19 protein-coding genes and 1 pseudogene are annotated in these 23,641 nt (G+C 44.4%); 4 read left to right on the forward strand and 16 right to left on the reverse strand.

The annotated features are described in order from the left end of the window. From BC643_RS22350 to BC643_RS22385, 7 genes and pseudogenes are all read right to left on the reverse strand, one after another. Positions 1–2,313: pseudogene (locus tag BC643_RS22350) on the reverse strand (DUF11 domain-containing protein); the annotation flags it as partial. A gap of 821 nt (positions 2,314–3,134) precedes the next feature. Further along, positions 3,135–3,923 carry an amidohydrolase gene (locus tag BC643_RS22360; protein ID WP_120275630.1) on the reverse strand — a complete coding sequence of 263 codons (789 nt, stop codon included), beginning with the start codon at positions 3,921–3,923 and terminating at the stop codon, positions 3,135–3,137. A gap of 11 nt (positions 3,924–3,934) precedes the next feature. Further along, positions 3,935–4,486 (reverse strand): 1-acyl-sn-glycerol-3-phosphate acyltransferase, encoded by a 552-nt coding sequence (locus BC643_RS22365; protein WP_120275632.1) that lies wholly within the window; start codon positions 4,484–4,486, stop codon positions 3,935–3,937. A gap of 4 nt (positions 4,487–4,490) precedes the next feature. After that, the gene (locus tag BC643_RS22370; protein WP_120275633.1) at positions 4,491–5,156 is read right to left on the reverse strand and encodes a B3/B4 domain-containing protein; all 666 of its coding nucleotides are present in this window, start codon (positions 5,154–5,156) and stop codon (positions 4,491–4,493) included. A gap of 155 nt (positions 5,157–5,311) precedes the next feature. Further along, a complete protein-coding gene (locus tag BC643_RS22375; RefSeq protein WP_120275635.1) occupies positions 5,312–5,962 on the reverse strand; it encodes a ferredoxin--NADP reductase in 651 nt (216 codons plus the stop codon). Between the two features lie 12 nt (positions 5,963–5,974). Continuing rightward, entirely contained in the window at positions 5,975–6,838 is an 864-nt protein-coding gene (lipA, locus tag BC643_RS22380) for a lipoyl synthase (protein WP_120275637.1), read from the reverse strand. 206 nt (positions 6,839–7,044) lie between these two features. Further along, on the reverse strand, positions 7,045–8,334 hold the full coding sequence (locus BC643_RS22385; RefSeq protein ID WP_120275639.1) for a hypothetical protein: 1,290 nt from the start codon (positions 8,332–8,334) through the stop codon (positions 7,045–7,047). A gap of 146 nt (positions 8,335–8,480) precedes the next feature. On the opposite strand from BC643_RS22385, the gene BC643_RS22390 reads away from it, so the two are divergent. The 4 genes from BC643_RS22390 (at position 8,481) to BC643_RS22405 (ending at position 11,393) form a co-directional block, all read left to right on the forward strand. After that, positions 8,481–9,317 carry an FRG domain-containing protein gene (locus BC643_RS22390; RefSeq protein ID WP_211338177.1) on the forward strand — a complete coding sequence of 279 codons (837 nt, stop codon included), beginning with the start codon at positions 8,481–8,483 and terminating at the stop codon, positions 9,315–9,317. A gap of 188 nt (positions 9,318–9,505) precedes the next feature. Beyond that, positions 9,506–10,231 (forward strand): DUF6090 family protein, encoded by a 726-nt coding sequence (locus BC643_RS22395; protein WP_120275640.1) that lies wholly within the window; start codon positions 9,506–9,508, stop codon positions 10,229–10,231. Positions 10,232–10,288: 57 nt separating this feature from the next. Continuing rightward, entirely contained in the window at positions 10,289–10,732 is a 444-nt protein-coding gene (locus BC643_RS22400; RefSeq protein WP_120275642.1) for a DMT family transporter, read from the forward strand. A 100-nt stretch (positions 10,733–10,832) separates the two neighbouring features. Beyond that, a complete protein-coding gene (locus BC643_RS22405; protein ID WP_120275644.1) occupies positions 10,833–11,393 on the forward strand; it encodes a DUF4251 domain-containing protein in 561 nt (186 codons plus the stop codon). An 82-nt stretch (positions 11,394–11,475) separates the two neighbouring features. Here the strand turns inward: BC643_RS22405 and bglX are convergent, their stop codons facing one another. From bglX to pta, 9 genes are all read right to left on the reverse strand, one after another. Continuing rightward, a complete protein-coding gene (bglX, locus tag BC643_RS22410) occupies positions 11,476–13,749 on the reverse strand; it encodes a beta-glucosidase BglX (RefSeq protein ID WP_120275645.1) in 2,274 nt (757 codons plus the stop codon). Positions 13,750–13,973: 224 nt separating this feature from the next. Next, complete coding sequence (rhaB, locus tag BC643_RS22415; protein ID WP_120275647.1) at positions 13,974–15,440, reverse strand: rhamnulokinase; 1,467 nt, start codon at positions 15,438–15,440, stop codon at positions 13,974–13,976. A gap of 97 nt (positions 15,441–15,537) precedes the next feature. Further along, a complete protein-coding gene (locus BC643_RS22420) occupies positions 15,538–16,806 on the reverse strand; it encodes a glucuronyl esterase domain-containing protein (RefSeq protein ID WP_120275648.1) in 1,269 nt (422 codons plus the stop codon). 27 nt (positions 16,807–16,833) lie between these two features. Next, positions 16,834–18,042, reverse strand: a complete 1,209-nt coding sequence (locus BC643_RS22425) for a cation:proton antiporter domain-containing protein (protein ID WP_120275650.1) — start codon at positions 18,040–18,042, stop codon at positions 16,834–16,836. An 86-nt stretch (positions 18,043–18,128) separates the two neighbouring features. Continuing rightward, positions 18,129–19,220, reverse strand: a complete 1,092-nt coding sequence (gene buk, locus BC643_RS22430) for a butyrate kinase (RefSeq protein WP_120275651.1) — start codon at positions 19,218–19,220, stop codon at positions 18,129–18,131. 59 nt (positions 19,221–19,279) lie between these two features. Then, positions 19,280–20,182: a phosphate acyltransferase gene (locus BC643_RS22435; protein ID WP_120275866.1), complete on the reverse strand. Its 903-nt coding sequence runs from the start codon at positions 20,180–20,182 to the stop codon at positions 19,280–19,282. A 178-nt stretch (positions 20,183–20,360) separates the two neighbouring features. Further along, positions 20,361–21,572 carry an acetate/propionate family kinase gene (locus BC643_RS22440; RefSeq protein WP_120275652.1) on the reverse strand — a complete coding sequence of 404 codons (1,212 nt, stop codon included), beginning with the start codon at positions 21,570–21,572 and terminating at the stop codon, positions 20,361–20,363. Positions 21,573–21,586: 14 nt separating this feature from the next. Further along, positions 21,587–22,558, reverse strand: coding sequence for a 3-hydroxyacyl-CoA dehydrogenase family protein (locus BC643_RS22445; protein WP_120275653.1), 972 nt, complete (start codon positions 22,556–22,558; stop codon positions 21,587–21,589). A gap of 5 nt (positions 22,559–22,563) precedes the next feature. Beyond that, positions 22,564–23,568: a phosphate acetyltransferase gene (pta, locus tag BC643_RS22450; protein ID WP_120275654.1), complete on the reverse strand. Its 1,005-nt coding sequence runs from the start codon at positions 23,566–23,568 to the stop codon at positions 22,564–22,566. Positions 23,569–23,641: the final 73 nt, after the last annotated feature.

A 23,641-nucleotide genomic window follows, 5' to 3' on the forward strand; every position in this document is an offset into this window, starting at 1 on the left:
GACTGCCGGGGCAACTTTATCTTCGACTGTTACAACTGCAGTGCATGTTGATACGTTTCCGTTGACATCAGTTACAGTCAGTTCAACATTATTGGGTCCGACGTTATCACAAGTGAATGTGTCATTATCGATTACGCTGGAAGCAATACCACAAGCATCTGATGCTGATTTTGTAACATCGGCTGCGGTGATGGAAACATTGCCTGTTTCATCCAGCTGAACGGTGATGTTCTGGCATTCGACAGCCGGGGCAACTTTATCTTCAATAGGAGTAGTTAAATGATCGCTATTATCTGTTTCATCAGCATCGTTATAGTCACCTTGTGCAAAGGCTTTATTCGTCACCGAACTCCCCACCATGCTACACTGATTTGCCTGCACTGCCAATAATCCCACTCTGGTCTGACCTGCACCTAGTTGTGCCACATTCCATGTATAAATTCCATTTCCCAGGTCATTAGCAGAATAGCTATTCGTAACAGTCAGTCCATCAGGAATAGTGTCCGTAACAACAACGTTGTCTTGAGCAATAATACCAATATTCTCAACCGATATTTGATAAACGTAATCTACACTGGGCTCCAAATAAGACGGATCCCCCACGATCGACTTTTCAACTTTAAGATTCGGCAATTTATATACATATACAATCCATGAACTAAAGTTATTCTGATCATCATCCTCTTGATCCGAACAATCTATGGAAGCTAAGTTGATGACCGGAGTTGTTCCTGGGTTAAAATTTAATGCATCCTTAATTGTCAGGGTATAGGAAACTGAACCTGACTCGCCTGGCTCAATATCCGGAACCGTCCAGATAATTTCGCCAGCACTTTCTGTTCCTCCATTACTGGCAGAAGTGAAAGTTGCGTGTGAACTATCGAAAATATCAGCAATGCCGACGCTAGTAGCCGTACAAGTTCCAATATTTTCATAAGTCAATGTATACGTCACAGCTTCGGCAAAATCAGCTTCAGAAACATTGGCTGTCTTCTTCAGTTGAAGATCTGGTTTATTTTCAACTGTCGTCGTCGTTTTTATTGTCCCCGACGTCGGATAACGACCGGTAGAGTTATTTCCATAATTATAGGTAGCATAAGCATTGTTTACGATCGAACCAGTGCAAGAAAAATTAGCTAAATCATTGACAAGCACTTTCACTGTTATCGTCTTTGAACCAACCAATCCATAATTTAAAGTTCCCAACGACCAAGTCGCTGTAGAACCGCTACCTGTAGTTGCACTCGGAGATGAAGACAAAAACGTCACATTTGAATCAAACTCATTAGTAACAACAAAGTTATTCGCTACGTTTTTATCGTTTGAGTTGTATGCAAAAATTGTATAAGTAAGTGTATCACCGCTCTGAACAGGATCTTGATCGTCAATTACAGATAGATTGACTAGTGGATAATTCGGGCTACCAACGATTTCCGTTGTTATGGTTTTTTCAGCTGATACTTGATCGTCTAATACGGAAGTAGCTGTAACATCGTGACAGCTCCATTTCCCTGGGTTTGACCCTATCGGCGCTGTAAGTTCGAATAAAATAATTCTGGATTCACCTGGTTCCAACCAACCAATACTCGTTATTGGATTACCTGAAATATCCAAGAATCGGAAGTCTAACGGATCAAACTGAAGACTTGAATCACATTGGCGATTTACAGCAGCTAAATCATATTTATCATACACATTCCCCTTATTTGTTACCTGCAATTGGTATACAATGACAGTTCCAGTGGATGATTTTATAACTCCTTGCAAATTATCTATCAATTCGACCGACTGACTTTCGACAACCGCTGTAGTCTGAATAGGATTTGTTACAACTGGAGTAGTCGTACCATCGCTTTGAATAGAAGCTGATAAATTCAATGAATTCGTTCCGCTTTGTGGCATGTAATAACCGGCAGACCCATCCGCTGTATGGGACTGAGTTCCGGCAATTATGCTAAAAGAAATCGTATGGGCCCCTGCACCTAGGCTCTCCAAATAACCAATTTGACTCTTATCCCATGTAATGTGACCTCCAGCAACTGTTCCTGCCGGAGAAGACGAATCAAAAGTATATTGCCCCGCAGTCGATGGCAAAGTTACATCAATTGCCACATTTGCTGCTGGAGTAGTACCTGCGTTGTAGAATAGCACCGTATAGGTAAGATGTTCACCAGGATCTGCCTCATCAGGACCAGAAATTGTGATTCTTAGGTCTTCATCTGCAAAAACCGTCAAAGAAGAAATCAAAAGTACGATTGAAAAAGCTAGCGCCTTAACATACTTCCAAAACACGAGGTAAATATTCGCTTTCATAGTCTAACATTTTTTTTCACCAAAGTTTCGTGCCGGTTGAAAAGAATAATTGCGTTAAACAGTCAACAGGCACAATAGCATAGTCTAGTCGAGTATCTTAAGAGATTTGTCTTCTTCGCCGTCAAGCAGATTGCGACAATCTCTCAGATGAGTACTATCTAAATAATTCACATTAAACTTCTTAGCAAATGACGCTCGCACTAATTGTGTAAAAAGCGATTCAACGCCATCCGACCCCTTTGGCAAAATGCGACAATACGAAAACTTGAATTTGGAAATCAATGAAATAATGATGTCCGCAGGAAAGTTGTCTTGTTTCCAATTTAACTTCTCATTTCTGATTGTAATAAAAAAAGCAGAAACAAAACATAATTCACCAGTTAAATAAAAATTCCACGTAGAAATTTCATTCATACACTTTCGCTTAGTCTGTCTTGCGGCAATTTCAAGCACACCGCATTTGCTTTTTTCCCACGTATCGCTTCTAGAAATTTTCAACAGTAGATTATGTTGAAAACTGTATGAGCAAGATACGGCGATGCGCAGATTAAAATCAATAGGCAGCTGCGAAGAGCCCCTCGATATTGGACAAATGGAGTATTTGAGGTACCAAAATAGGCAAATGGGGAATCGAAATATTTAGTATTGTTAACAAATAAGGCGAAAAAAACTGTTTTTCCGTGTGATTTTATGTTAAAACAAGTCCTTAAAACGTCAGATTTTTGTCAATTCTGAAAAAAAGTACGGGATTTTCCGGATATGCGAAGACCGCATATTTACAATAAGTTCGGCTAAATCAGTCCATTAATACGAGGAGCCATCTAAAGACTTATTGTAAAATTGTCTGCATCCTGCAAAACAGGGAACTTCCGGCGAAAATCATGGAGTAAATTCAACGAAAGCTTCGTTGACAAAATCTGTGTGGATCCGCTTGCTTCTGCGAGCACAGAACCGCGGGCGTCAAAAACAACACTACCTCCGCTATGAATAATTCCATTGCCGTCGTTACCGATACGATTTACCCCCGCAACATAAACCTGATTCTCAATAGCCCGGGCTTTTAGCAAACACTCCCAAACCGCTTGTCTGGGTGCCGGCCAGTTCGCGCAATTCAAATATAGATCGTAATCGTTCCGATTTCGTGCAAAAACAGGAAATCTCAAATCGTAACAAACCTGGGGTAAAATCCGAAAACCTTTCAATTGGATGATCTTCCGCTCTTTACCGGGCATGAAATGGAAATCCTCCTCCCCAATCGAAAATAAATGTCGCTTATCGTAATATTCAATCTCGCCGCAAGGTTTTACAAAAAGAAAGCGGTTGTAGAATTTCGTTTCCTGCCGAATCATCAAACTACCCGCAACAACCGCATTCCGCGAAGTAGCTTGTTTTTTCATCCATCCAACGGTTTTTCCATCCATCGTTTCGGCAAAATCGGAAACCTGCATCGAAAAGCCAGTAGAAAACATCTCAGGCAATACCACCAGATCAACATCAGCGGGAAGATCCTGAAATAAAGCTTCAAAATTGGCAAGATTGGCCGCTACATTCTCCCAAACCAAATCAATTTGGATTAGGGAAAGTGTCAATATTTGATCTGATTCAGCCATACCAAAAGAAATTAATCGTCGAATGTAGACATGTCTGGATGCTTACCAATTAATCCGCGTGTACGGTAGTAAGCTTTCATACGTTTAATGTCTTCCTGCGGGTTATCGGTCAATTCCAGCGTCTCGTACCAGCCAATTTCCTTTCTGCCAAAATCGAAGAAGCCCAGGTAAACGACTGCGCCCGTTGCTTTTGCGATGGTATGAAAACCAGCTTTCCATCTGGTCGTTTTCTCCCGAGTTCCTTCAGGGGTAATGGCCAGGTGCATCACTTCCCGCTTATTCATTTCTGCGATAATCTGTTTAACGACCGATGCTCCTTTGGAGCGATCGATAGGAATAGCACCGGCTTTACGCAAGAAGAAGCCGACCGGCCAAAAGAAAAACTCTTTTTTGATGACAATATTCGCGACTCCGCCAACCGAAGTATAATACAAATAAGAAATAATGAAATCCCAGGCGCTTGTATGAGGCACGCCGATGATAATCGCTTTTTTGTGGGGCATCACTCCACTCACGGCTTTCCAGCCCAGGAGCTTCAACAAAAAACGACAAATAGCTTGCATAATATTATACAGTAATTTGATAAGTTTCGAAATAAGTTGCTGACGCGTAATCGCTTAGTAGTTTCACGGCAATCTGGCTGGGTTCGTAAAGCATGTGCACGCCTTTGTACGACACCAAAATCATCAGGAATCGTTTGGTATCAGGCCTCACGCCAGTGCGTTCCGAATCGGAAGTCGGCGTACCGAAAGCTCCAATTTCATCACGAAAAACAGGCATTCCTTCAATGTTCAGCTCTCCCCGACCTAAACCTTCGTAAGGCTCATTCGCTTTTCCGATTCCCATCGTCACTTTTCCTTTAATCTGATCGGCATCGTAACCGCCGATAGACAAACCGGAACTGATGGAAACAAAATTGAGCGCATCAACCACATTGTTAATCTGGTAGAGGCCCTTTTTACTCACCACGCGGCGGAGCAATGCTTCGGCTGAAAGGCGATAGCGAGCCGGATCCTTACCACAAGTTTTGTAGGCATCGCGCGATGTCGCAATGGCTTCGATGTGCCGAATGTCTTCAACTTCCATTCGAGATGAAATTTCCCGACACTTGGCTTCGATCAACCGCCATAAATCTTCCCGAAACAATTCAACCCTAACATTACATTCAATGCACGACAAATAAATGTCGGGGCATTTATCGGCCAGTTCTTCTGAAATCTTAATATTCTTCATCTTGAAAATTCATCGCTCCGGCTTTAATCCGGATACTTTTATGATTTGAGTATCCGAGAGCGAAACAGATTAGCAAAAATAAAAAATAGCAGCGCTTGGCTGCTATTCTTCTCTAAAAATGTAACTTCTTAACTATAAATAGGCAATGTAATTTCTTAGAAAAACACTTCAGAACGAATATTTTCGGCACTAACTCCGAATTGTTCCAACAGGTCGGTCACTTCTTCAATCATATCCGAATTACCACAGAGATAACAGATTGTATCCTTTTCAACCGGGTTCTCCTTCAGATAGAAAGTAACGCGACCGAAGTAATTTTCGCTTTCCTCGCGCGATGTGCACAAGCAATAACGATAAGGTTTAAATGCTTCGCGCCCGTAGGCTTCATCAGCGAAATGAACGCCGTGCAGCAAACGGTAATTCAGACTTGGGTAACTGCGAACGAAAGAACGAAATGGTGAGATGCCCGTGCCCGTTGCAATAAAAAGCGTCGGGTGGCCGTCTCTCACCTTATCGTCCAACACAAAAAATCCGCGGGGCCCTTCAATTTGAATATTCGAACCAACTTTCAGGTGACGCAAGTAACGCGAAAACTCGCCGTCCTCCACCTCACGAATCAGGAAAGAAAGCCGATCTTCTTTATCCGAACTGTAAATCGAATATTCTCGTCCTTCTCCTGTTTCGGGGTTGCGCAGTACAACGTACTGACCGGGTGTAAATTGAAAACCTGCACGATCGAAATGCAGGACAAAAGTTTCCGGCGTGAGCTCCTCTAACTCAATTAGTTTGTGTATTGACTTATTCATAAGTAAAATGGTTTATGCATTCACGTGTCTCTCGGCATGGTAGGACGAGCGAACCAGCGGGCTGCTCTCCACATAACGGAAACCACGTTTGTAGGCTTCTTTGCGATAAGTTTCGAATTGCTCCGGTGTAATGTACTCAACCACTTTCATCAGGTGCTCGTCGGGTTGCAGGTATTGCCCCAATGTCAACACTTTACAGCCGGCAGCTTTCAAATCGTCCATGGCTTCCAACACCTCCTCCGGCGTTTCACCCAATCCCAGCATGATACCCGATTTTGGTACAATTCCGGCTTCTGCGATGTAAGAGATTACTTTCAAACTCCGGTCGTAACGCGCCGTGCTCCGAATCTTCGGGGTCAGCCGTTTTACGGTTTCCAGGTTGTGCGAAATTACTTCCGGCTTGGCATCGATTACTTTTTGCACCAATTCCTTCTTCGCGTGAAAATCAGGAATCAAAGTCTCCATCGTTGTGTTCGGGTTCAATTCTTTGATCTGACGAATTGTTTCAGCCCAAAAACGTGCACCTCCATCGGGTAAATCGTCCCGGTCAACCGAGGTAATCACACAGTGCTTTAAGTTTAACGTTTTAATGGTTTCTGCCAAACGGCGCGGTTCATCCCAATCCAGCGGATTTGGAATCAGGTTCGAAACATAACAGAATCGGCAGTTACGGGTACAACGGTCGCCCATAATCATAAAACTAGCCGTTCCGGCATTCCAGCATTCGCCCTTGTTCGGGCAATTTCCGCTGGTACAAATCGTATTCAGTTTGTGTTCAGTAATCAGTCGTTTTACTTTCGAATAGTTCTCGCCACTAGGCAGTTGCGATTTCATCCACCGGGGCAATCGCTCCCGCGCATTTGAGATATCAGTCATTTCCTTTATTTATTTCTTCAACCTACATTTCTTTAATTCTCGTATGCTGCTGCATTTCATTTTACTGCATCGACAACGAACGGAACTCACCATAATAAACACCCCTCACGGGATATTTTATGTTGATGGCTCGTTTCAAAATAAGTTTTGACCTGTAAACAAGAAAATAGCGAGCTTGTTCATAAAAAAAGATGCAGAAGTCCGGCTTATTTTCGTCCGAACAGTGGGATTACATATTCGAATCCGATCTGGAAATCGGGTGCATTGTTAATGTAGAAGAAATCTTCGCCAACGTAAAAGTTGAATTGATGCGCATTGCGCTGCCAGCCGATGACAAAAAACGCTTTGTACGAAAAATAATACAACGAAGCAGGAGTAATCCGGGCCAACCAAAATTCCTGGCTAATCTCCTCACCTTCCCAGATATCGCCAGCCTCGAGGAAGCCAATACCAATTTGGTCGTAGCCCTCCTGCCCCCAATTGTTATGGCCCCCCTTCATTAAAGCGCCTTGGATATTATTCAGCAGACCAAACTGAAGAACGCTCTTTTGAGAAACAGCAACATTGGCTCCGAAATATATTTTATAGGCCTGACGAAATGCCTGATCAATCGCATTGACACTTGTGCCGGTTTTAAGGAAAGTGGGATTGGTAAATCCCAGATCGCCAGCCAACGTAACCGACGTTTTTTCACTCGTCAACTTATCCAGCCGAAACCCCGCCGACAAACCCGGAATAATGTACCGATGCAAACTATTCAGCGGCAACGACAAATGCACTCCACCATTGACCTGGATGTGTGTGTTCTCCGTATTTCGGTTAAACAACTGTCGGTAATAATGCATGTCGACAACACTCGTAAACCAATCACCTTTATCCTTACGATAGGTATTACCTTCTTCGTCTATAAACTGAATGTTGGCTCGATTAAACGGGTACAACTTTCGGCCATAATTGTCATCAACCGCGAAACTGGAATGAAAAGCTTCAATGAAATGATCGCTCACCAAATAATGCAGCGGAGAGCCTCCTCCACTCAGCAAATGCGCATTCATGTTCAAGATGAAACTGTTTTTCTCCTTCCACTTTCGAATCCACGCAAACCGAAAGTGCTGCAAAACCCCGTCGGATTGAAAAGTCTTCACTTCAGTTTCGGCACCAACCGTCTCAAAGTAAGTTGGACGCCAGGTCATGTAAAGTTCGCTGTTTACCTTTTGCTGTTCGGGCGTCAGGTTCTGCGGGTAGTAAAACCAAGCCTGGGGATGCCAGGTGTTGGCCATTGAATACGAAAGCGAGAACTGATTTTGGGGACTATTATCGGCCGGAAAATAGAAAGGCAGATCGAGCTCAAAAATCCCAATAGCATGGTCGGGATTAATCCCCGAAAAATAAATCGGGAACTGCAACATCCTGTTTTGGCTCTCAACAACCTGCGACTTTGCTGCAAAAGCAAGTAACAGGAAACTGAGTGTGAAAAACCGGAATCGCAAAACCATATTTATTCTTTCGGTATGAGTTTTCTAAAATAGCGCTTTCAATTGTAAAGAAAGTGTAAAATTGACGGTTTTCAATTTTATGCTCAACGAAAATTGATAACTTTCGTTGGTTTTTGGTAGCCTTTCTACCAACCATAATCAATAACTTGAACGAAGAAAACCGGATGGAAGCCAAAGCAATTTATCAAAACGACTACGTCGTTAGCAGTTGGGAAGAATTGTGCGAAGAAGTGTATCACGATGCCTGGAAACCGGGCATGGGCCGGTACCGCTCTGATTACGCTTTCCGGGGGCTTTCCGACAGCAGCTACGAACTAAAAAACAGCTTTTTACGCAACTGCGGTTCACGGCCGGAACTAGAGTATCACTTGCTGCGAAACTTCCGGAAATATTCGATTTCGAAAGAAGCACAACTGTCCGGTTCGTTTTGGCGCGCACTTGTGATGGCGCAACACCACGGGCTGCCTACCCGCCTGCTCGACTGGACTTATTCGCCGTTCATTGCCATGCATTTTGCAACCACGAACACGGAAAAATACGATCTGGATGGTGTGATTTGGAAAGTCGATTTTGTAAAAGCGAATCGACTGATTAGCGACCCGCTTCATCAAAAACTGTTTGAAGAAAAGTGCAATGCCTTTACGATTGAAATGCTGGAAGAAAACATCCAGTCGCTTCCTGACTTCGAAAAGGTGATGGGCAATAACCAGGTTGTCTTCTTCGAACCGCCATCTATGGACGAACGCATCGTAAACCAGTTTGCTTTCTTCTCGGTCATGTCCAACCCTACGGCTATTTTGGATGAATGGCTGATCCAGCATCCCGATCTCTACCGACGGTTGATTATCCCCAAGGAATTGAAATGGGAAGTCCGCGATAAACTCGACCAGGCCAACATTACCGAGCGGGTGCTTTTCCCTGGTTTGGACGGACTGGCACATTGGCTGAAACGTCATTACAAACCAGCTTCGGATATGGTTTAAATGCGACAACTGCCGGAATCGCTAGGTTATGTCGCACGAACTTCCTAAATAATTTCTCAGGTAAAAACTGCACTTATCATCACAAATTGGCTTTTTGAAACAACTATTTTTTAATGAGATAGTATAAATTTCTCAGGATAATACCGAAATTGTAAAGTAAAATAGAACCTTGCACTAAGCTATTCCTGATGAGAAATTTAATTCGGGTTTTTCGAATAAAACTGCCTAAAAACGAAAAATTAATCAGCTATATTAAATATGCGCTTGGAGAGGTTGCGCTGATAATCGTTGGTATATTAATCGCGTTACAAGCAAATAATTTAAGCGAGAATCGTAAATCCGAAAGGTACGGGTTACTCCTGCTGAACGAAATGCATACTTCCCTCTTAAAAGATTCGACCGAACTATCCAAACTGATTGTGACCCTGCGGGAACTACAAACCCTTTCTGAAAGCCTTAAAACAACGATGCAAAGCCTGGCCGAATACAACGATACGCTTTCCAAAAGTTTCGCAACTATTTCCACTATAAAAACCTTTTCAGGAAACAATGTTGCCTACCAAAATCTGAATTTAACCAACTTGACGAAAATCCGAAATAACGAACTACGACAATCTATTTTGCACTATTACACAGCATCGGCACACACTGAAAATGTTTCGCTTGAGTTTAAAGCAACAACTTATTGGCGTCAAAATATTTACCCCAAATATTTCAAGTCGTTCCGCACCTTGGAAAAAGCGGAACCTGTAAACTATGAGCAACTGCGAAGAAGTTCCGAAATATTTGTCGCATTGGACTATGTTTACAATGACTGCGCCTATCTCATTCGAAAATACAAACAGCAACTTCAGTTAAATTCAGAATTGCGCGTTATCACCGTAAAAGAACTGCAGAAAAGAGGCTACCAATAACGATACTCTTTTCCGGCCAAAGCATAAAATATACCTTTGTGAGAAAAAGTAATTCTCATGAAGATTATATACACGTTCATCGTTCTGGTTATTGGAACCTTTCTGGCTATCCAGGGAAGTATTAATACCCAGCTGACAACCTTCTTACGTCATCCGCTGCAGGGTGCATTGGTCAATTTTATGGTCGGCTTTATCTGTTTGGTCGGGCTCAATTTCATTTTCCGAACTCAAGTCCCTGATTGGGGAACTGTGAGGACAGCTCCCTGGTACCTGTTTGCCGGTGGTATGCTAGGCGCAATTTTTGTCTCGTCGGTTATCTTTTTCATTCCCAAAATCGGCGTTACAACAGTGCTGGCAGCAGCAATTGCAGGCCAACTCATTGCAGCTTCCTTCATCGATCACTTTGGATTGTTTGGACTGGCAGTGCACCACATCAACCCCGGACGAATAGCCGGGATTCTTTTATTGCTTGGCGGAATCTTTCTGATTCAGAAATATTGACAATCAGCTCTGCTGACAAAACATTTTTAACACCTCTTACTAAAAATTGACTTGCACCGATACGTATTATTCGTTAACTTAAGGTTCTAATTATTTCGTTATGAAACATTTACTTTCATTATCACTGATTTTGACTGTATGCCTGTTAGCAAACAGTGCAAATGCACAGGAACAGGACAAGAAATCGAAGAAACAAGCGAAAAAAGAAGAACGGGCTAAAATTGAGCAACAAAACATTGCCATGGTTGCGCTGGCAATCGACTCGTCCGCTTATGTGCTGGAAGCCGACCGTTTGCAAAGCAAACGCGGCGTAACGATAAACGTGCCCTCTAATCTTAATTTTATAGCCGTCCACGGGGAATCAGCATTTATCCAAATTGGCTCAAATTCGGCGGTTGGTACAAACGGTGTTGGCGGAGTCTCGGTCGATGCCCGAATTACTAAAATGGAAGTCAAAAAGAATCCCAAAAACGGAGGCTACTCGATTCAGATGACCTGCATGTCCAGCGCCGGAATTTACGACATCAACATCAGCAGTAATGCCGATGGTCAGGCTGTTACCGCAACCATTGGCAGTACCCGGAGCGGAAAACTTACCTACCTGGGACAAATAGTTCCACTGCCACTGTCACGTGTTTATAAAGGTACACCCAGATATTAGGATTAATTTTCAGGACAATAAAAAAGCCGACTTTCGCCGGCTTTTTTGCTATGGTTGTAAATCTACTGGAGAAGTTTACACTCTATTTCAGTTTAAACTGGCCTTTCAAGCCCGTTTGCGAATTTGTTCCCACCCAAAGGTTGAAATCACCGGCCTCAGCTTTCCAGGTCTTATCAGCCCCGAAGAAAGCAAGATCGGCTGCACTGATTTCAAATTCAACAGTTTTACTTTCGCCGGCTTTCAAGGCGATCTTCTCAAATCCCTTCAGCTCTTTTACCGGGCGGGCAATGCTTCCGTAAAGGTCCTGCACATACAACTGCACCACTTCTTCGCCTTCTACACCACCAATATTTTTCACACTGACGCTTACTTTTAACTTTTGATCACCCGTAATCTCATTAGCGCTCAATTTCAAATCTGAATAATCAAAAGTGGTATAACTCAGACCATAGCCAAACGGGTAGAGCGGAGTGTTTGATTCGTCGGTATAATGAGACCAGAAAACGGTTCCGGTATCGTCGGCACGGCCAGTACTAAAGTGGTTGTAATAAATCGGGCATTGGCCAACCGAACGCGGGAATGACATTGGCAACTTCCCGCTTGGGTTGTAATCGCCAAACAGCACGTCAGCAATCGCATTACCGGCTTCAGAGCCTAAATGCCATGCTTCTACAATGGCCGGAACATGTTCTGCCATCCAGTCAATCACCAGCGGGCGGCCGTTCATCAACACGACTACAACATTTTTATTCACCGCGTAAACAGCTTCCAATAATTGCTGTTGATAGCCTTTCAATGTAATGTCTGTTTGGCTACGACCTTCACCGGTCTGGAAACAGTTTTCGCCCAAAGCCATAACGACGACATCCATCTTTTTAGCCAATTCAACGGCTTTATCAATTCCGGACGGATCAGTTTCGTTGTATTTCAAATGTTGAGTAAATACCGGATCGTTGGCGACAAACACTGGTCCCTGTTCAAATACAACCGAACTTTTATCGGTCACTGCGTTTTCGACTCCTTCCAGCAACGAAACTGCCGAACCGGTAATCGCTTGCGCACGCCAACTTCCCAGCGGCGAATCTTTATCGTCAGCCAAATCGCCAATTACAGCAATTTTCTGTCCTTCTTTTTTCAGCGGCAACAAGCCCGCTTCATTTTTCAACAAGACGATACTCTTCTTTGCTACTTCACGAGCAGCTGCCAGATTTTCAGCGTTCATCACAAGCCCTTTTTCGTCAAGCTTGCTGTATTTGTAAGGATCGTCGAATAACCCCAACTCAAACTTCACCCGCAACACACGGCGTGCAGCATCGTCAATCAAGGCTTCATCAACCAGTCCTTCTTCAACCAACTCTTTCAAATAAGGGACATAAGCATATCCTTCCATATCCATGTCCGAACCGGCATTCATCGCCAGACGGGCAGCTTCTTTCAAGTCGGGAGCCACACCGTGATTCTTGATCTCGCCAATCGAGTTCCAGTCCGAAACCACGAAACCTTCAAATCCCCAACCATCTTTCAACATATCGCGCAACAAATGCGGATTGGCAGTAGAAGGCACGCCGCCGATCACATTGAAAGAGTTCATCAACGTCGCTACGCCAGCGTCAACTGCAGCCTTGAAAGGTGGCAGCACGACATTTTGAAGTGTGTATTCTGAAATATCAACTGTGTTGTAATCGCGGCCAGCTTCGGCAAAACCATAAGCAGCAAAATGTTTGGCACATGCAGCAATGGTGTTGTCCGAATTCAGATCGTTACCCTGAAAACCTCGCACCTGCGCAGCAGCCATTTTTTCACCCAGGTAAGTATCTTCACCTGCACCTTCCATCACACGTCCCCAACGGGCATCGCGCGAAATATCAACCATTGGCGCAAAAGTCCAATGCACACCCGAAGCGGCTGTTTCAACCGCAGCCACATGAGCGCTCAACTCCGCAGCCGAAGGATCCCAGCTGGCAGCCGTTGCCAACGGAATAGGGAACATGGTTTTGTACCCGTGAATAACGTCGTATCCAAAAATTAAAGGAATGCCCAAACGGGTATTTTCTACAGCCAGCTTTTGAGCTTTCATCGTCGCATCAGCGCCGGTAACATTCAGCATCGAGCCCACCTTGCCACTTTTAATCTCGTCCAAGAGTTGCTGTTCACTGCTACCTGCCGGTGCCGGTCCAGTCATTTCCCAACGAGCCGTATACTGATTCAACTGGCCTATTTTTTCATCCAGTGTCATTTTCGACAACAGGTCCTCGACCTTTTTGTCTATGTCCGAAGTTTTCTGATTGTTTTGTGCCTGTACCCCGCCGAAACCGACAAGAGTAAACAAGGCTACGGAAAGCAATTGTTTAAGCATTTTCGTTCGATTATTGATTTAGATATACTACAAATATAGGAATATGTGTCGCCCGAACAAACAGCTTAAACTACTTCTAAAACAAGCAAATATGAATAGGGGATTTCAAAAATACGGGAATAAAATCTGATCTTACTGTATTTCAAACAGAAAGACGATCAAAACAAGCCAAAATCGGAACGAAAAATTTCCAATTTACGTCTCAAATTAATCTGCACAAAAAGTTATTCGCTTGTTTTAATTTGATAAGCCTTGCGCCAGCTTTGGTCTCCCGAGGGCTGAAATATTTTGAGCTTGAACGACTCCCGAACAATCTTTCGAATTTCGTTCAAGGAGCTAAGCACACCAAGTGCTTTGGCCTGCATCAGAATATTCCCTGTGGCTGTCGCTTCTGTTGGCCCGGCAAAAACAGGCAGTTCACAAACATCGGCAGTGAGTTGATTCAGAAAATCGTTGTTACAACCACCACCAATCATGTGAATTCGTTCAATCCTCTTATCCGTCACCGAACGGATCTCATCCAATACCTGCCGGTATTTCAGCGCCAAACTATCGTAGATGCAGCGAATAATCTGAGCATGCGACTCCGGCTTGCCCTGTCCCGTTTCTTCACAAAACACAACCACGGCTTCCGGCATATTCTCGGGGTTTAAGAATCTGTTGTCATCCGGATCAATTACAAAACGAAAAGGTTCGGCGGTCTTTGCAAGTTCCACCATCTCGGGCCAGCTGTACTCTTTCTCCCTCGCCCAAATCCGGCGGCACTCCTGGATCAACCACATCCCCATAATGTTTTTCAGAAAACGCGTAGTCCCTTCGACTCCACCTTCATTGGTGAAATTCAGTTCAAGCGTTTTGTCCGAAATAATTGGCTCCGTTGTTTCAATACCAAAAATCGACCAGGTGCCGGAACTAATGTAGGCGAAATTCGCGTCCTCCGCCGGAACCGAGGCGATGGCTGAAGCTGTATCGTGCCCGGCAACAGCAACAACTGGTATTTGGCTGCTTCCTGTTTCTTCAGCGATCTCAGGCAAAAGTGTCCCAATCTGCTGACCGGGAAGAATCACCTTGCCCAAAATATTCAATGGAATACCGGCAGCTTCTATCAAATTCTTCTGCCATTCACATTTACCGGGCACCAACATCTGACTGGTGCTGGCAATGGTAAATTCAGTAGCCGCCACTCCGGAAAACAAATAATTCAGCGCGTCGGGCGTAAACAAAATCTGCTTCGTAACCGGCAGCAGCGAACTGCCGGATTTGACCATTGAATAAAGCTGAAACAAACTGTTGAACTGCATAAATTGAATTCCGGTCTGTCTGTAAACCTCATTCTTTGGAACCAGCTGAAATAGATCATCCATTGCCGAATTGGTCCTCGGATCCCGGTAGGCATAGGGCAACGAAAGAATCATTCCGTCGGCCCCAATATGTGCGAAATCAACTCCCCAGGTATCCACCGCAATTGATTCTGGTTGAATACCCAACTCACGCACGCACTTGCTCAAACCTGTTTTCAACTCCTGAAAAAGGCTGAAAATATTCCAGAAATAATGACCGTTGATCCGTTGCATTTGATTCACGAAACGGTGTACTTCGGTAAGTTGAAGATTCGATTTTTCGAGTGTTCCCAGGATGGCACGTCCGCTGGAAGCTCCCAGGTCGAAGGCCAGAAAATGATGCGTTGGCATAGTCAGATTTGATTGGTTTGAAAACCGAAAATAACGATTTCCACTCAACTATGCTGATGTGTGCTGATATTTCTTTGAAAAATTTGAATTTCAGGATTCAGTGAACCACGTATTCCTTGGCCCATTGGAGATATTGTTCCCAATCGAAAGGCTTTACAGCGTGCTTGCCGGTACGAAGATGATAGGAAAGTACACCACCAACCGGGTGCTCAGGACTAGGCATCTGCTCATCGTCAATCGCAGTCAATCCGTACAAACGATAGACTGCTGAGGCCGCTTGTGCGGAAAGAAATTCACCTTTGGGGTCGCTCCACAAGTCTTCGGTGGCGCTCGCCACATACAATGGCCGGGGAGCAATCAACGCAAGCAACATGTGCTGATCAATCGGAAGGTAATCCTCGAAACCACTGTACTTTTTAAAATTACCGCAAAACCACTGTGGGAAGTTTTTATTGGCAATGCCAATTGTTTCGCCAAACCGACGACGGGACAATGCCGCCCCCATACAACCGGAATCATTTGAAATACAAGCCGCAAACCGCTGATCGCTCGCCACCGCCCAAAGCGCTGTTTTTCCGAGTCGGGAATGTCCGAAAACAATGACTTGCTTTGCATTTACATCCGAATCGGTCTCTAAATAATCCATCACGCGGGATAGTCCCCAGGCCCAGGCCCCAATCGACGCCCACTCGTCAGCCGCAGGATGATCCTGTCCTTCTTTGTAAAAAAGTGGATGAATGCCATTCTCAAAATCATCGTAATCCGGGTCAACTTCACCATAATACACCGTAACCAGTCCAAAACCTGCATCCAGCATTTTTTCAACCGGCCAACTCTCTGCATCGAATCCACGCGATTGTTCGGTAAAATGATTATTTACGATTCCCAGTGAAGGATTATTCCTCACCCACGACTCGCTAATCCTAATTTCCGGATCATCAACAATTGCGTGATTTCCCAGAAAATTATATCCCAAGATTACCGGCGCAGGTGAAGCTGCTTTAGGCAGATACATCAGTACTCCAACCGAAAGCGTTCGACCGTTTCCTTCGAAGACCAAATCAATTTGTTTGCGGATCGCTTTCCCACCAAAAGCCTCTCCACGATCCTCGTAAACGATAACTTCAGGCGGTGCAATCTCCCCGGGCACTTTGCCATAAACTTCCTGCACAAACAGATGAAGTATCTCTGGTCGGCGAATCTTTTCCCATTGTTCCGGCTTTTTAATCTTTCGTCCTTTTTCACTCACCAAAATCTCGGGCAACTCATATTGCGGTACCAACTCTTCATCCACATTCGATTTGGTAGATTGGGCATGCGAATTCAACAATAGGAAAACGAACAGGAGTGTCAGTGAAAGTTTCATGAAGTTAGGTTTTGGTTCGCTTTAGGTTTATTCAGGAAGACTCTCGGCAACATCGCCATTCTGCTTTTTTCGATCGATGATTAGCGCGCCGGCCATAATGATACTGGAGGCCATGATGACCAACAGCAATGTGCCGCTTTCAAACTCATCGACCACAAATTCCTTGGGAATGGCATAAAACAACAGGATCGAAATCAAACCGCGTGGGGCCAAAAAGATCTGCGGAATAATATCTTTCCGGTCGATTGCCCAAAACAAGATAACCCGAATCACATAGAGGATAAGAATTAGAGCACCGCTCAACATCCAGATCTCAGGATGCGTCAACGTTTCGAGCGAAAAGCTGATACCGAAGACCACGAAAAAGAAAGTCCGGACAATGAAAGAGGTCTCGATGGTAATCATCTTAAAATTTTCAAACAGCCCGTCGATTGCGTCAGCTTTCAGCCATCGCTTCAGTTTCCCCCAAAGCAATACTTTGTAATTCCCCAACAGTAAACCAAATACCAAGATGATTAACAGCGAGGAAAGGTGGAAAAGTTTGGCGACAGCATACATGAGTACCAAGACCGACAGGAACAGGAAAAAACGTGCTTGTGCCGTTATATTCTGCATAATCAGGACGAGCAAATAACTAAGCACAAGTGCCAGACCAATTGTCAGCACAAGGTTTCCACTAAAGACTAGTGCCACTGCACCCGCACCATCAAGATTGAAATTTTCGACCAAAAAATAGAAGAACATGATTCCCAGGATGTCTGAAAAAGTACTCTCGTAAATCATGAATTCGCGCTTGTACTTCCCGAGGTTATTCACACTGGGGATGATAATGGCGCTGCTCATAATCGAAAATGGTATGGCGTAAATAAGTGCCGGTAAGAACCCGATATTCTGAATAAACATTTGAATCAACCAGCTAATCATCAAGCTGGAACCGATCAGCGAAAACAGGGCAATCAGCAACGATTTCCAGATAATCGGCCATTTTTCGCGACTCAATTGCAAATCCAGCGCTGCCTCGAGCACAATCATGATCAACCCGACAATTCCAAGCACCTCGAGGGTGTTGAAATATTCGGGCTCAGTGCCGAAATGGTTTAAAAGCTGGCGTAAACCCATTCCCAGAAAAATCAACATTAACACGCTGGGAACATTCGTTTTGCGGGCAATAATATTAAATATGAATGAAATTATAATGACGACGCAAAGGCCTATCACGAAGAGGTAAGAGCTCATAAAATTTCTGGTTTTAACTTCAGAAAGATACTAATATCTTCTGTTAACTTTCAAAACAGGAATAAATAAATCGGAAATTGAAGACACTACAAATCCATTCGGGGAGCGTATTTCCGGGCTTTCAGTTCACCGCGGGCTACCATCAGTGCATTCATGGCTAAAGCTTCCAGTTCATCCTCACCCGGATACACGAAAACGGAAGCGATAAAACCGACACGCTCCTTAATCTGGTTCACCAGCGTTTCATTGTAAGCCATACCACCGGTCAAGAGGATGCCGTCAACCTGCCCGGTTAACACCACAGCCATTTCACCGATCGATTTGGCAACCTGGTAGCCCAATGCCTGCTCAATCATCCGGGCTGCTTCATCACCAGCCTCTGCCCGATTCTTAACTTCCAGCGCGTTGTTTGTGCCCAGGTAGGCAACGTAGCCGCCCTCGCCAACAATCATCCGGTAAATTTCGGCCTGAGAATATTTTCCGCTATAACACAGATCGATCAACTGCCCTACCGGCAAGGACCCGGATCGTTCAGGACTGAATGGTCCATCACCGTCAAGCGCATTATTCACGTCAACCACCCGGCCGTTTAAATGGGCTCCAACTGAAACGCCACCGCCAAGATGGACAACAATCAGCCGCATTTCCTCGTAGGCGCGCCCGGTTTTGCGGGCATGCACCCGAGCTGTTGCTTTTTGATTCAATGCATGAAATATGGAGCGTTTCCGGAATTTGGGATGACCGGTTATGCGGGCAATATCTTCAAGCTCGTCAGTAACAACCGGGTCTGCAATGTAAGCGTGGGCTCCCGGAATTTGACTGGCAATGTAATCGGCAATAATAGGCCCGAGGTTGCTGGCATGTTTTCCGTAAATACCGGCCCGGGCATGTTGAAGCATGAGCTGGTCGACCAGGTAAACACCCGATTCGAGCGGGTAGGTCAATCCTCCCCTACCTATAATATTTTTGATTCGATCAATCTCGATCCCTTCTTCTACCAAGGCATCAATAATCATCCCTTTACGGTAACCAAACTGTTCGATGATATCGGCATAAGCTGACAACTCATCCACAGAATGACGTAAGGTTTTATTCAGCACACACTGTTCGTTTCGGTAAACGGCAAACTTCGTGGATGTAGATCCGGGGTTTATCGCTAAAATATGATGCTCACTCATAGACAATCAATACTATTTCTTACAAATCATTCCTTCATTGTTAGGATCGATCTGTTTTATCAGCTGCTTAACAAAGCTGCCAATGCAATTGAATTTAGTTTGGTTTGAACACTATCGCCACGAGAAGACAGCACTGCGGGAACCCTGGCACCTACGACAACCGCCGCCTGGTTGGATTCACATAATTTCGTGCTTAATTTATAAAACACATTTCCCGCGTCAATGTTGGGGAATAGTAAACAATCTGCATCTCCGGCCACCGGCGAACTAATTTTTTTAATGCGGGCCGACTCCTCATCGATAGCGACATCCAGCGCCATCGGGCCATCAACCAGTGCTCCGGTAATTTGCCCGCGATCAGCCATTTTCGACAACATGGCTGCTTCAACACAAGCCGGAATGGATGGTAAAACCTGCTCCGTAGCTGCAATCAAAGCTACTTTGGGCAAATCAATCCCGAACTTATTTGCTGTTTCAATCAGGTAACTGATCATCACGGTCTTTTGCTTTAAATCCGGGTATGGAATGATCGCGACATCACTTACGAAAAGAAGTTTGTGGTAATTTCGATTTTCAACGACAGTTACATGGCTCAACAGCCCTTTCGAACCAATCATGCCAAGCTCTTTATTCAACAGGGCGCGCATGTATTTGTCGGTACTGATTAGGCCTTTCATGATGCAGTTTGCTTTACCCTCGGCAATCAATTCCAAAGCCAAACCCGCGGCTTCGTCTTCCGTTTTTGCGTTGATACATTGAAACGTGTTTGTTGGAATTTCCAGCTCCCCGCAAATCTGTTCAATCTGTTGCTGATCGCCCGTCACAATGACATCTACCAAGCCCAAATCAGCCGCCTTGGAAGCTGCTTCGAGGCTATGTGCATCGATACCATTTACCAACACCATTTTTTTGCGCACCTGACTTTGCGCCGCAACGATCAGTTCGTCGAGATTTTTAATCATAGCAACCAGATTTTGTAGTGAAGTTACTACATCCACGAAGATTATTCCCTAAAATTTGTCAATGTTTCATTACATCTCCGCTGCTATAAAACAAAAAATCCGACACTTGGCAGTGTCGGATTTTCAAAATTATTTACAGCTTTTATCTTCTTTTACAGTCTAAAAGAAAACAAAGGCTTTAAGCTTTCACTTTTTCTTTGACGATTTTTTCAGTGTCCAAAGCAATCATCAATTCTTCGTCGGTTGGAACAATCATTACTTTAACACGCGAACCTTCTTTGCTAACGATACCTTCATCGCCGTACACCGAAGCGTTTTTGTCGACATCCAATTCAACGCCCAGGAACTCCAAATCAGAACAAACGTTCTCACGAACATAAGTTGCAAACTCACCAATTCCTCCGGTAAACAGAATCGCATCTACGCCACCCATTGCGGCGATGTATGATCCGATGTACTTTTTAATTTTATAGCAATAGATATCAATCGCCTCCAGTGCTTTTTCGTTGCCATTTTGAGAAGCTTCACGAATCTCCCTCATGTCCGAAGAAATTCCGGTCAGTCCCAACATACCGCTATGCTTGTTCAACAGCGTATTCAGGGTTTTCATACCGATGTCTTCTTTTTCCATGATGAAAGTAGCGGCACCAACGTCCAGGTCACCTGAACGGGTTCCCATAATCAGACCTTCAAGCGGCGTGAATCCCATTGACGTATCAACAGACTTACCGTTTTTAATGGCTGCAATGGATGCACCGTTACCCAAGTGGCATGAAATAATCCGGGTTGAATTGTAATCGCGGCCCAGGATTTCGCAGGCACGGGCCGACACATAACGGTGGCTGGTACCGTGGAATCCGTAACGACGAATACCGTATTTTTTGTACAACACGTAAGGAATGCCGTACATGTAGGCTTTTGCGTCCATGGTTTGGTGGAAGGCCGTGTCGAACACACCAACCTGAGGAATGCCCGGAATCAATTCTTCCATGGCGTTGATACCTTTAATGTTTGGCGGGTTATGCAACGGAGCTAAATCTGTACATTTTACCAAAGCATCGATTACTTCATCGGTCACAAACTCACTCGAGCTGAAATATTCGCCACCATGCACCACACGGTGTCCAACAGCATCAATCTCGTCGAAGCTTTTCAAACAGCCGTATTTTTCGCTGGTCAAAATACCCAGTACGTATTCAACGCCCGCTTTGTGATCCAAAATTTCACCTTCGAAAACGATGGTTCTTCCATCCTCGGTTTTGTGCTTCAGGAACGACCCTTTCATGCCCAACTTTTCAATACCACCTTTGGCTATTACGTGGCGGTCTTCCATATTGAAGAGCTGGTATTTTATTGAACTACTTCCGCAGTTTAGTACTAAAATTTTCATTTCTTACTGATTTACTAGCATTTTGCATCTGTTTGAACAATCCGGTTTCCTTCTTCGTCATATTCGTAGAAACCTTTACCGGTAACTTCGCCCAGCTGTTTGGCGCGAACCAAACGTTTGATATATGGAGAAGGCTTGTAACGGACATCGCCAAATTCGTTGTAGATATTATCCATCCAACGGACGATTTTGTCCAATCCCATTTTATCGGCCATCGCGAATGGGCTAAGACGCATACCAAAACCAATCCGCATGGTTTCGTCGATGTGTTCAATCGATGAAATTCCTTCCATCAGCATTTCGCAAGCTTCATTCAGCATGACTACGAACATACGCACGGCAATCAAACCGGCTGATTCTTCAACAGGAATAACTTTCCGGTTAATCAGTTGAACGAACTTGCATACTTTTGCATAAGCTTCTTCTGAAGTATACAAACCTTTAACAACTTCGACCATTTTGGCTTCTGAAGAAGCGATCAGGAAGTGGATACTTACGCAGCGTTCGCGATGAACCAATTCTGAAGCCAGCTCGGTGATCACAATCGTTGTTGAGTTGGTGGCGATGATACAATCTTCGTCAACCACCTGTTCGATTTGTTTGAAGATCGCTTTGCGTTCTTTCAGTTTACCTCCGCGGTCAACCGCACGAATAGCTTCAACCACAAAGTCGCAACCAGCCAGATCTTTGTAATCCAGCGAGCCTTTAATACGCGACAGGATCGCACGTTTTTCACCGGAAGTCAAGCCCCAGTGTTCGATGCGTTGATCCAGCACTTTACCAATATTGCGATAAGCTTCGCGAATTTTTTCTTCGCTAACTTCGATAAATACAACTTCAATTCCGTAGAAACTGGCAACGCGGGCAAAATTTTGTCCGACAATACCACATCCTACGATCCCGATTTTTGAAAACAGGGTTTTCGATTTCTCTTTCTTTATTAAGCCAAAGTCCTCAATGGCTTCGTATAAAACTTCGCTCGACATAACTTCTAGTTTTCAAAGGCAGCAGCCTGGTTACAGGTTATGGCAACCAAATTCACGATATCACTCACAGAACAACCTCTCGACAAGTCGTTGATTGGTGCAGCCATTCCTTGAAGGATTGGTCCAATTGCTTCGGCACCGGCCAAACGTTGTACCAGTTTGTAACCGATATTAGCAGCTTCCAATCCGGGGAAAACCAATACGTTGGCACGTCCGGCAACTTCGCTGTCCGGAGCTTTCAACTTGGCAACTTCAGGCATCAGGGCAGCATCCAACTGCATTTCGCCATCAATTTTCAAGCTTCCGTCCATTTCTTTGGCGATTTTTGTTGCATTGGCAACTTTGTCAACCAAGGGGTGAGAAGCACTTCCTTTTGTTGAGAAGCTCAACATGGCAATACGTGGTTCCATACCAACGATTGCCCGGGCAGTTTTTGCAGTTGTTACAGCGATTTCTGCCAATTGACGTTCGTCCGGATCAGGCATTACAGCACAGTCGGCAAACATCAGGATACCATCGTGTCCAAAATGAGGATCGTTCACGAACATGATGAATGCTCCGGAAACGACGCTCACACCTGGCAAAGTTTTTACAAACTGGAATGCCGGGCGCAACACATCGCCTGTCGCATTGATCGCACCGGCGATTTCGCCATCTGCATCACCACATTTAATCATAACCGGTGCAAACACCAGCGGATCATTCAACATATCCAAAGCTTGTTCTTTAGTCAAGCCTTTTGATTTGCGAATTTCAACCATCACATCAGCATAAGCGCTGCGACGGCTGTCTGTTTTTGGGTCAACAATAACGGCGCCTTTAATGTTAACGCCGATTTCTTCGGCAACTTTGGCGATTTCTCCTGGATTTCCCAGCAGAATAATCCGTGCGATATTATCTTTTAAAATGATTTCGGTCGCTCTCAAAGTACGTGGTTCGGTTCCTTCCGGAAGAACGATTCTCTTTTGGTACTCCTGAGCATTTTTAATGACACGTTCAAGTAGTTTCATTTGTATAGAGCTATATTTATTATACCTTTTTAATCTTCTCTGTTATCCCGAAGTGAAATGATTATCCAGGTAC

Origin of the sequence: Mangrovibacterium diazotrophicum, from assembly GCF_003610535.1 — a bacterium.
Lineage (GTDB): Bacteria > Bacteroidota > Bacteroidia > Bacteroidales > Prolixibacteraceae > Mangrovibacterium > Mangrovibacterium diazotrophicum.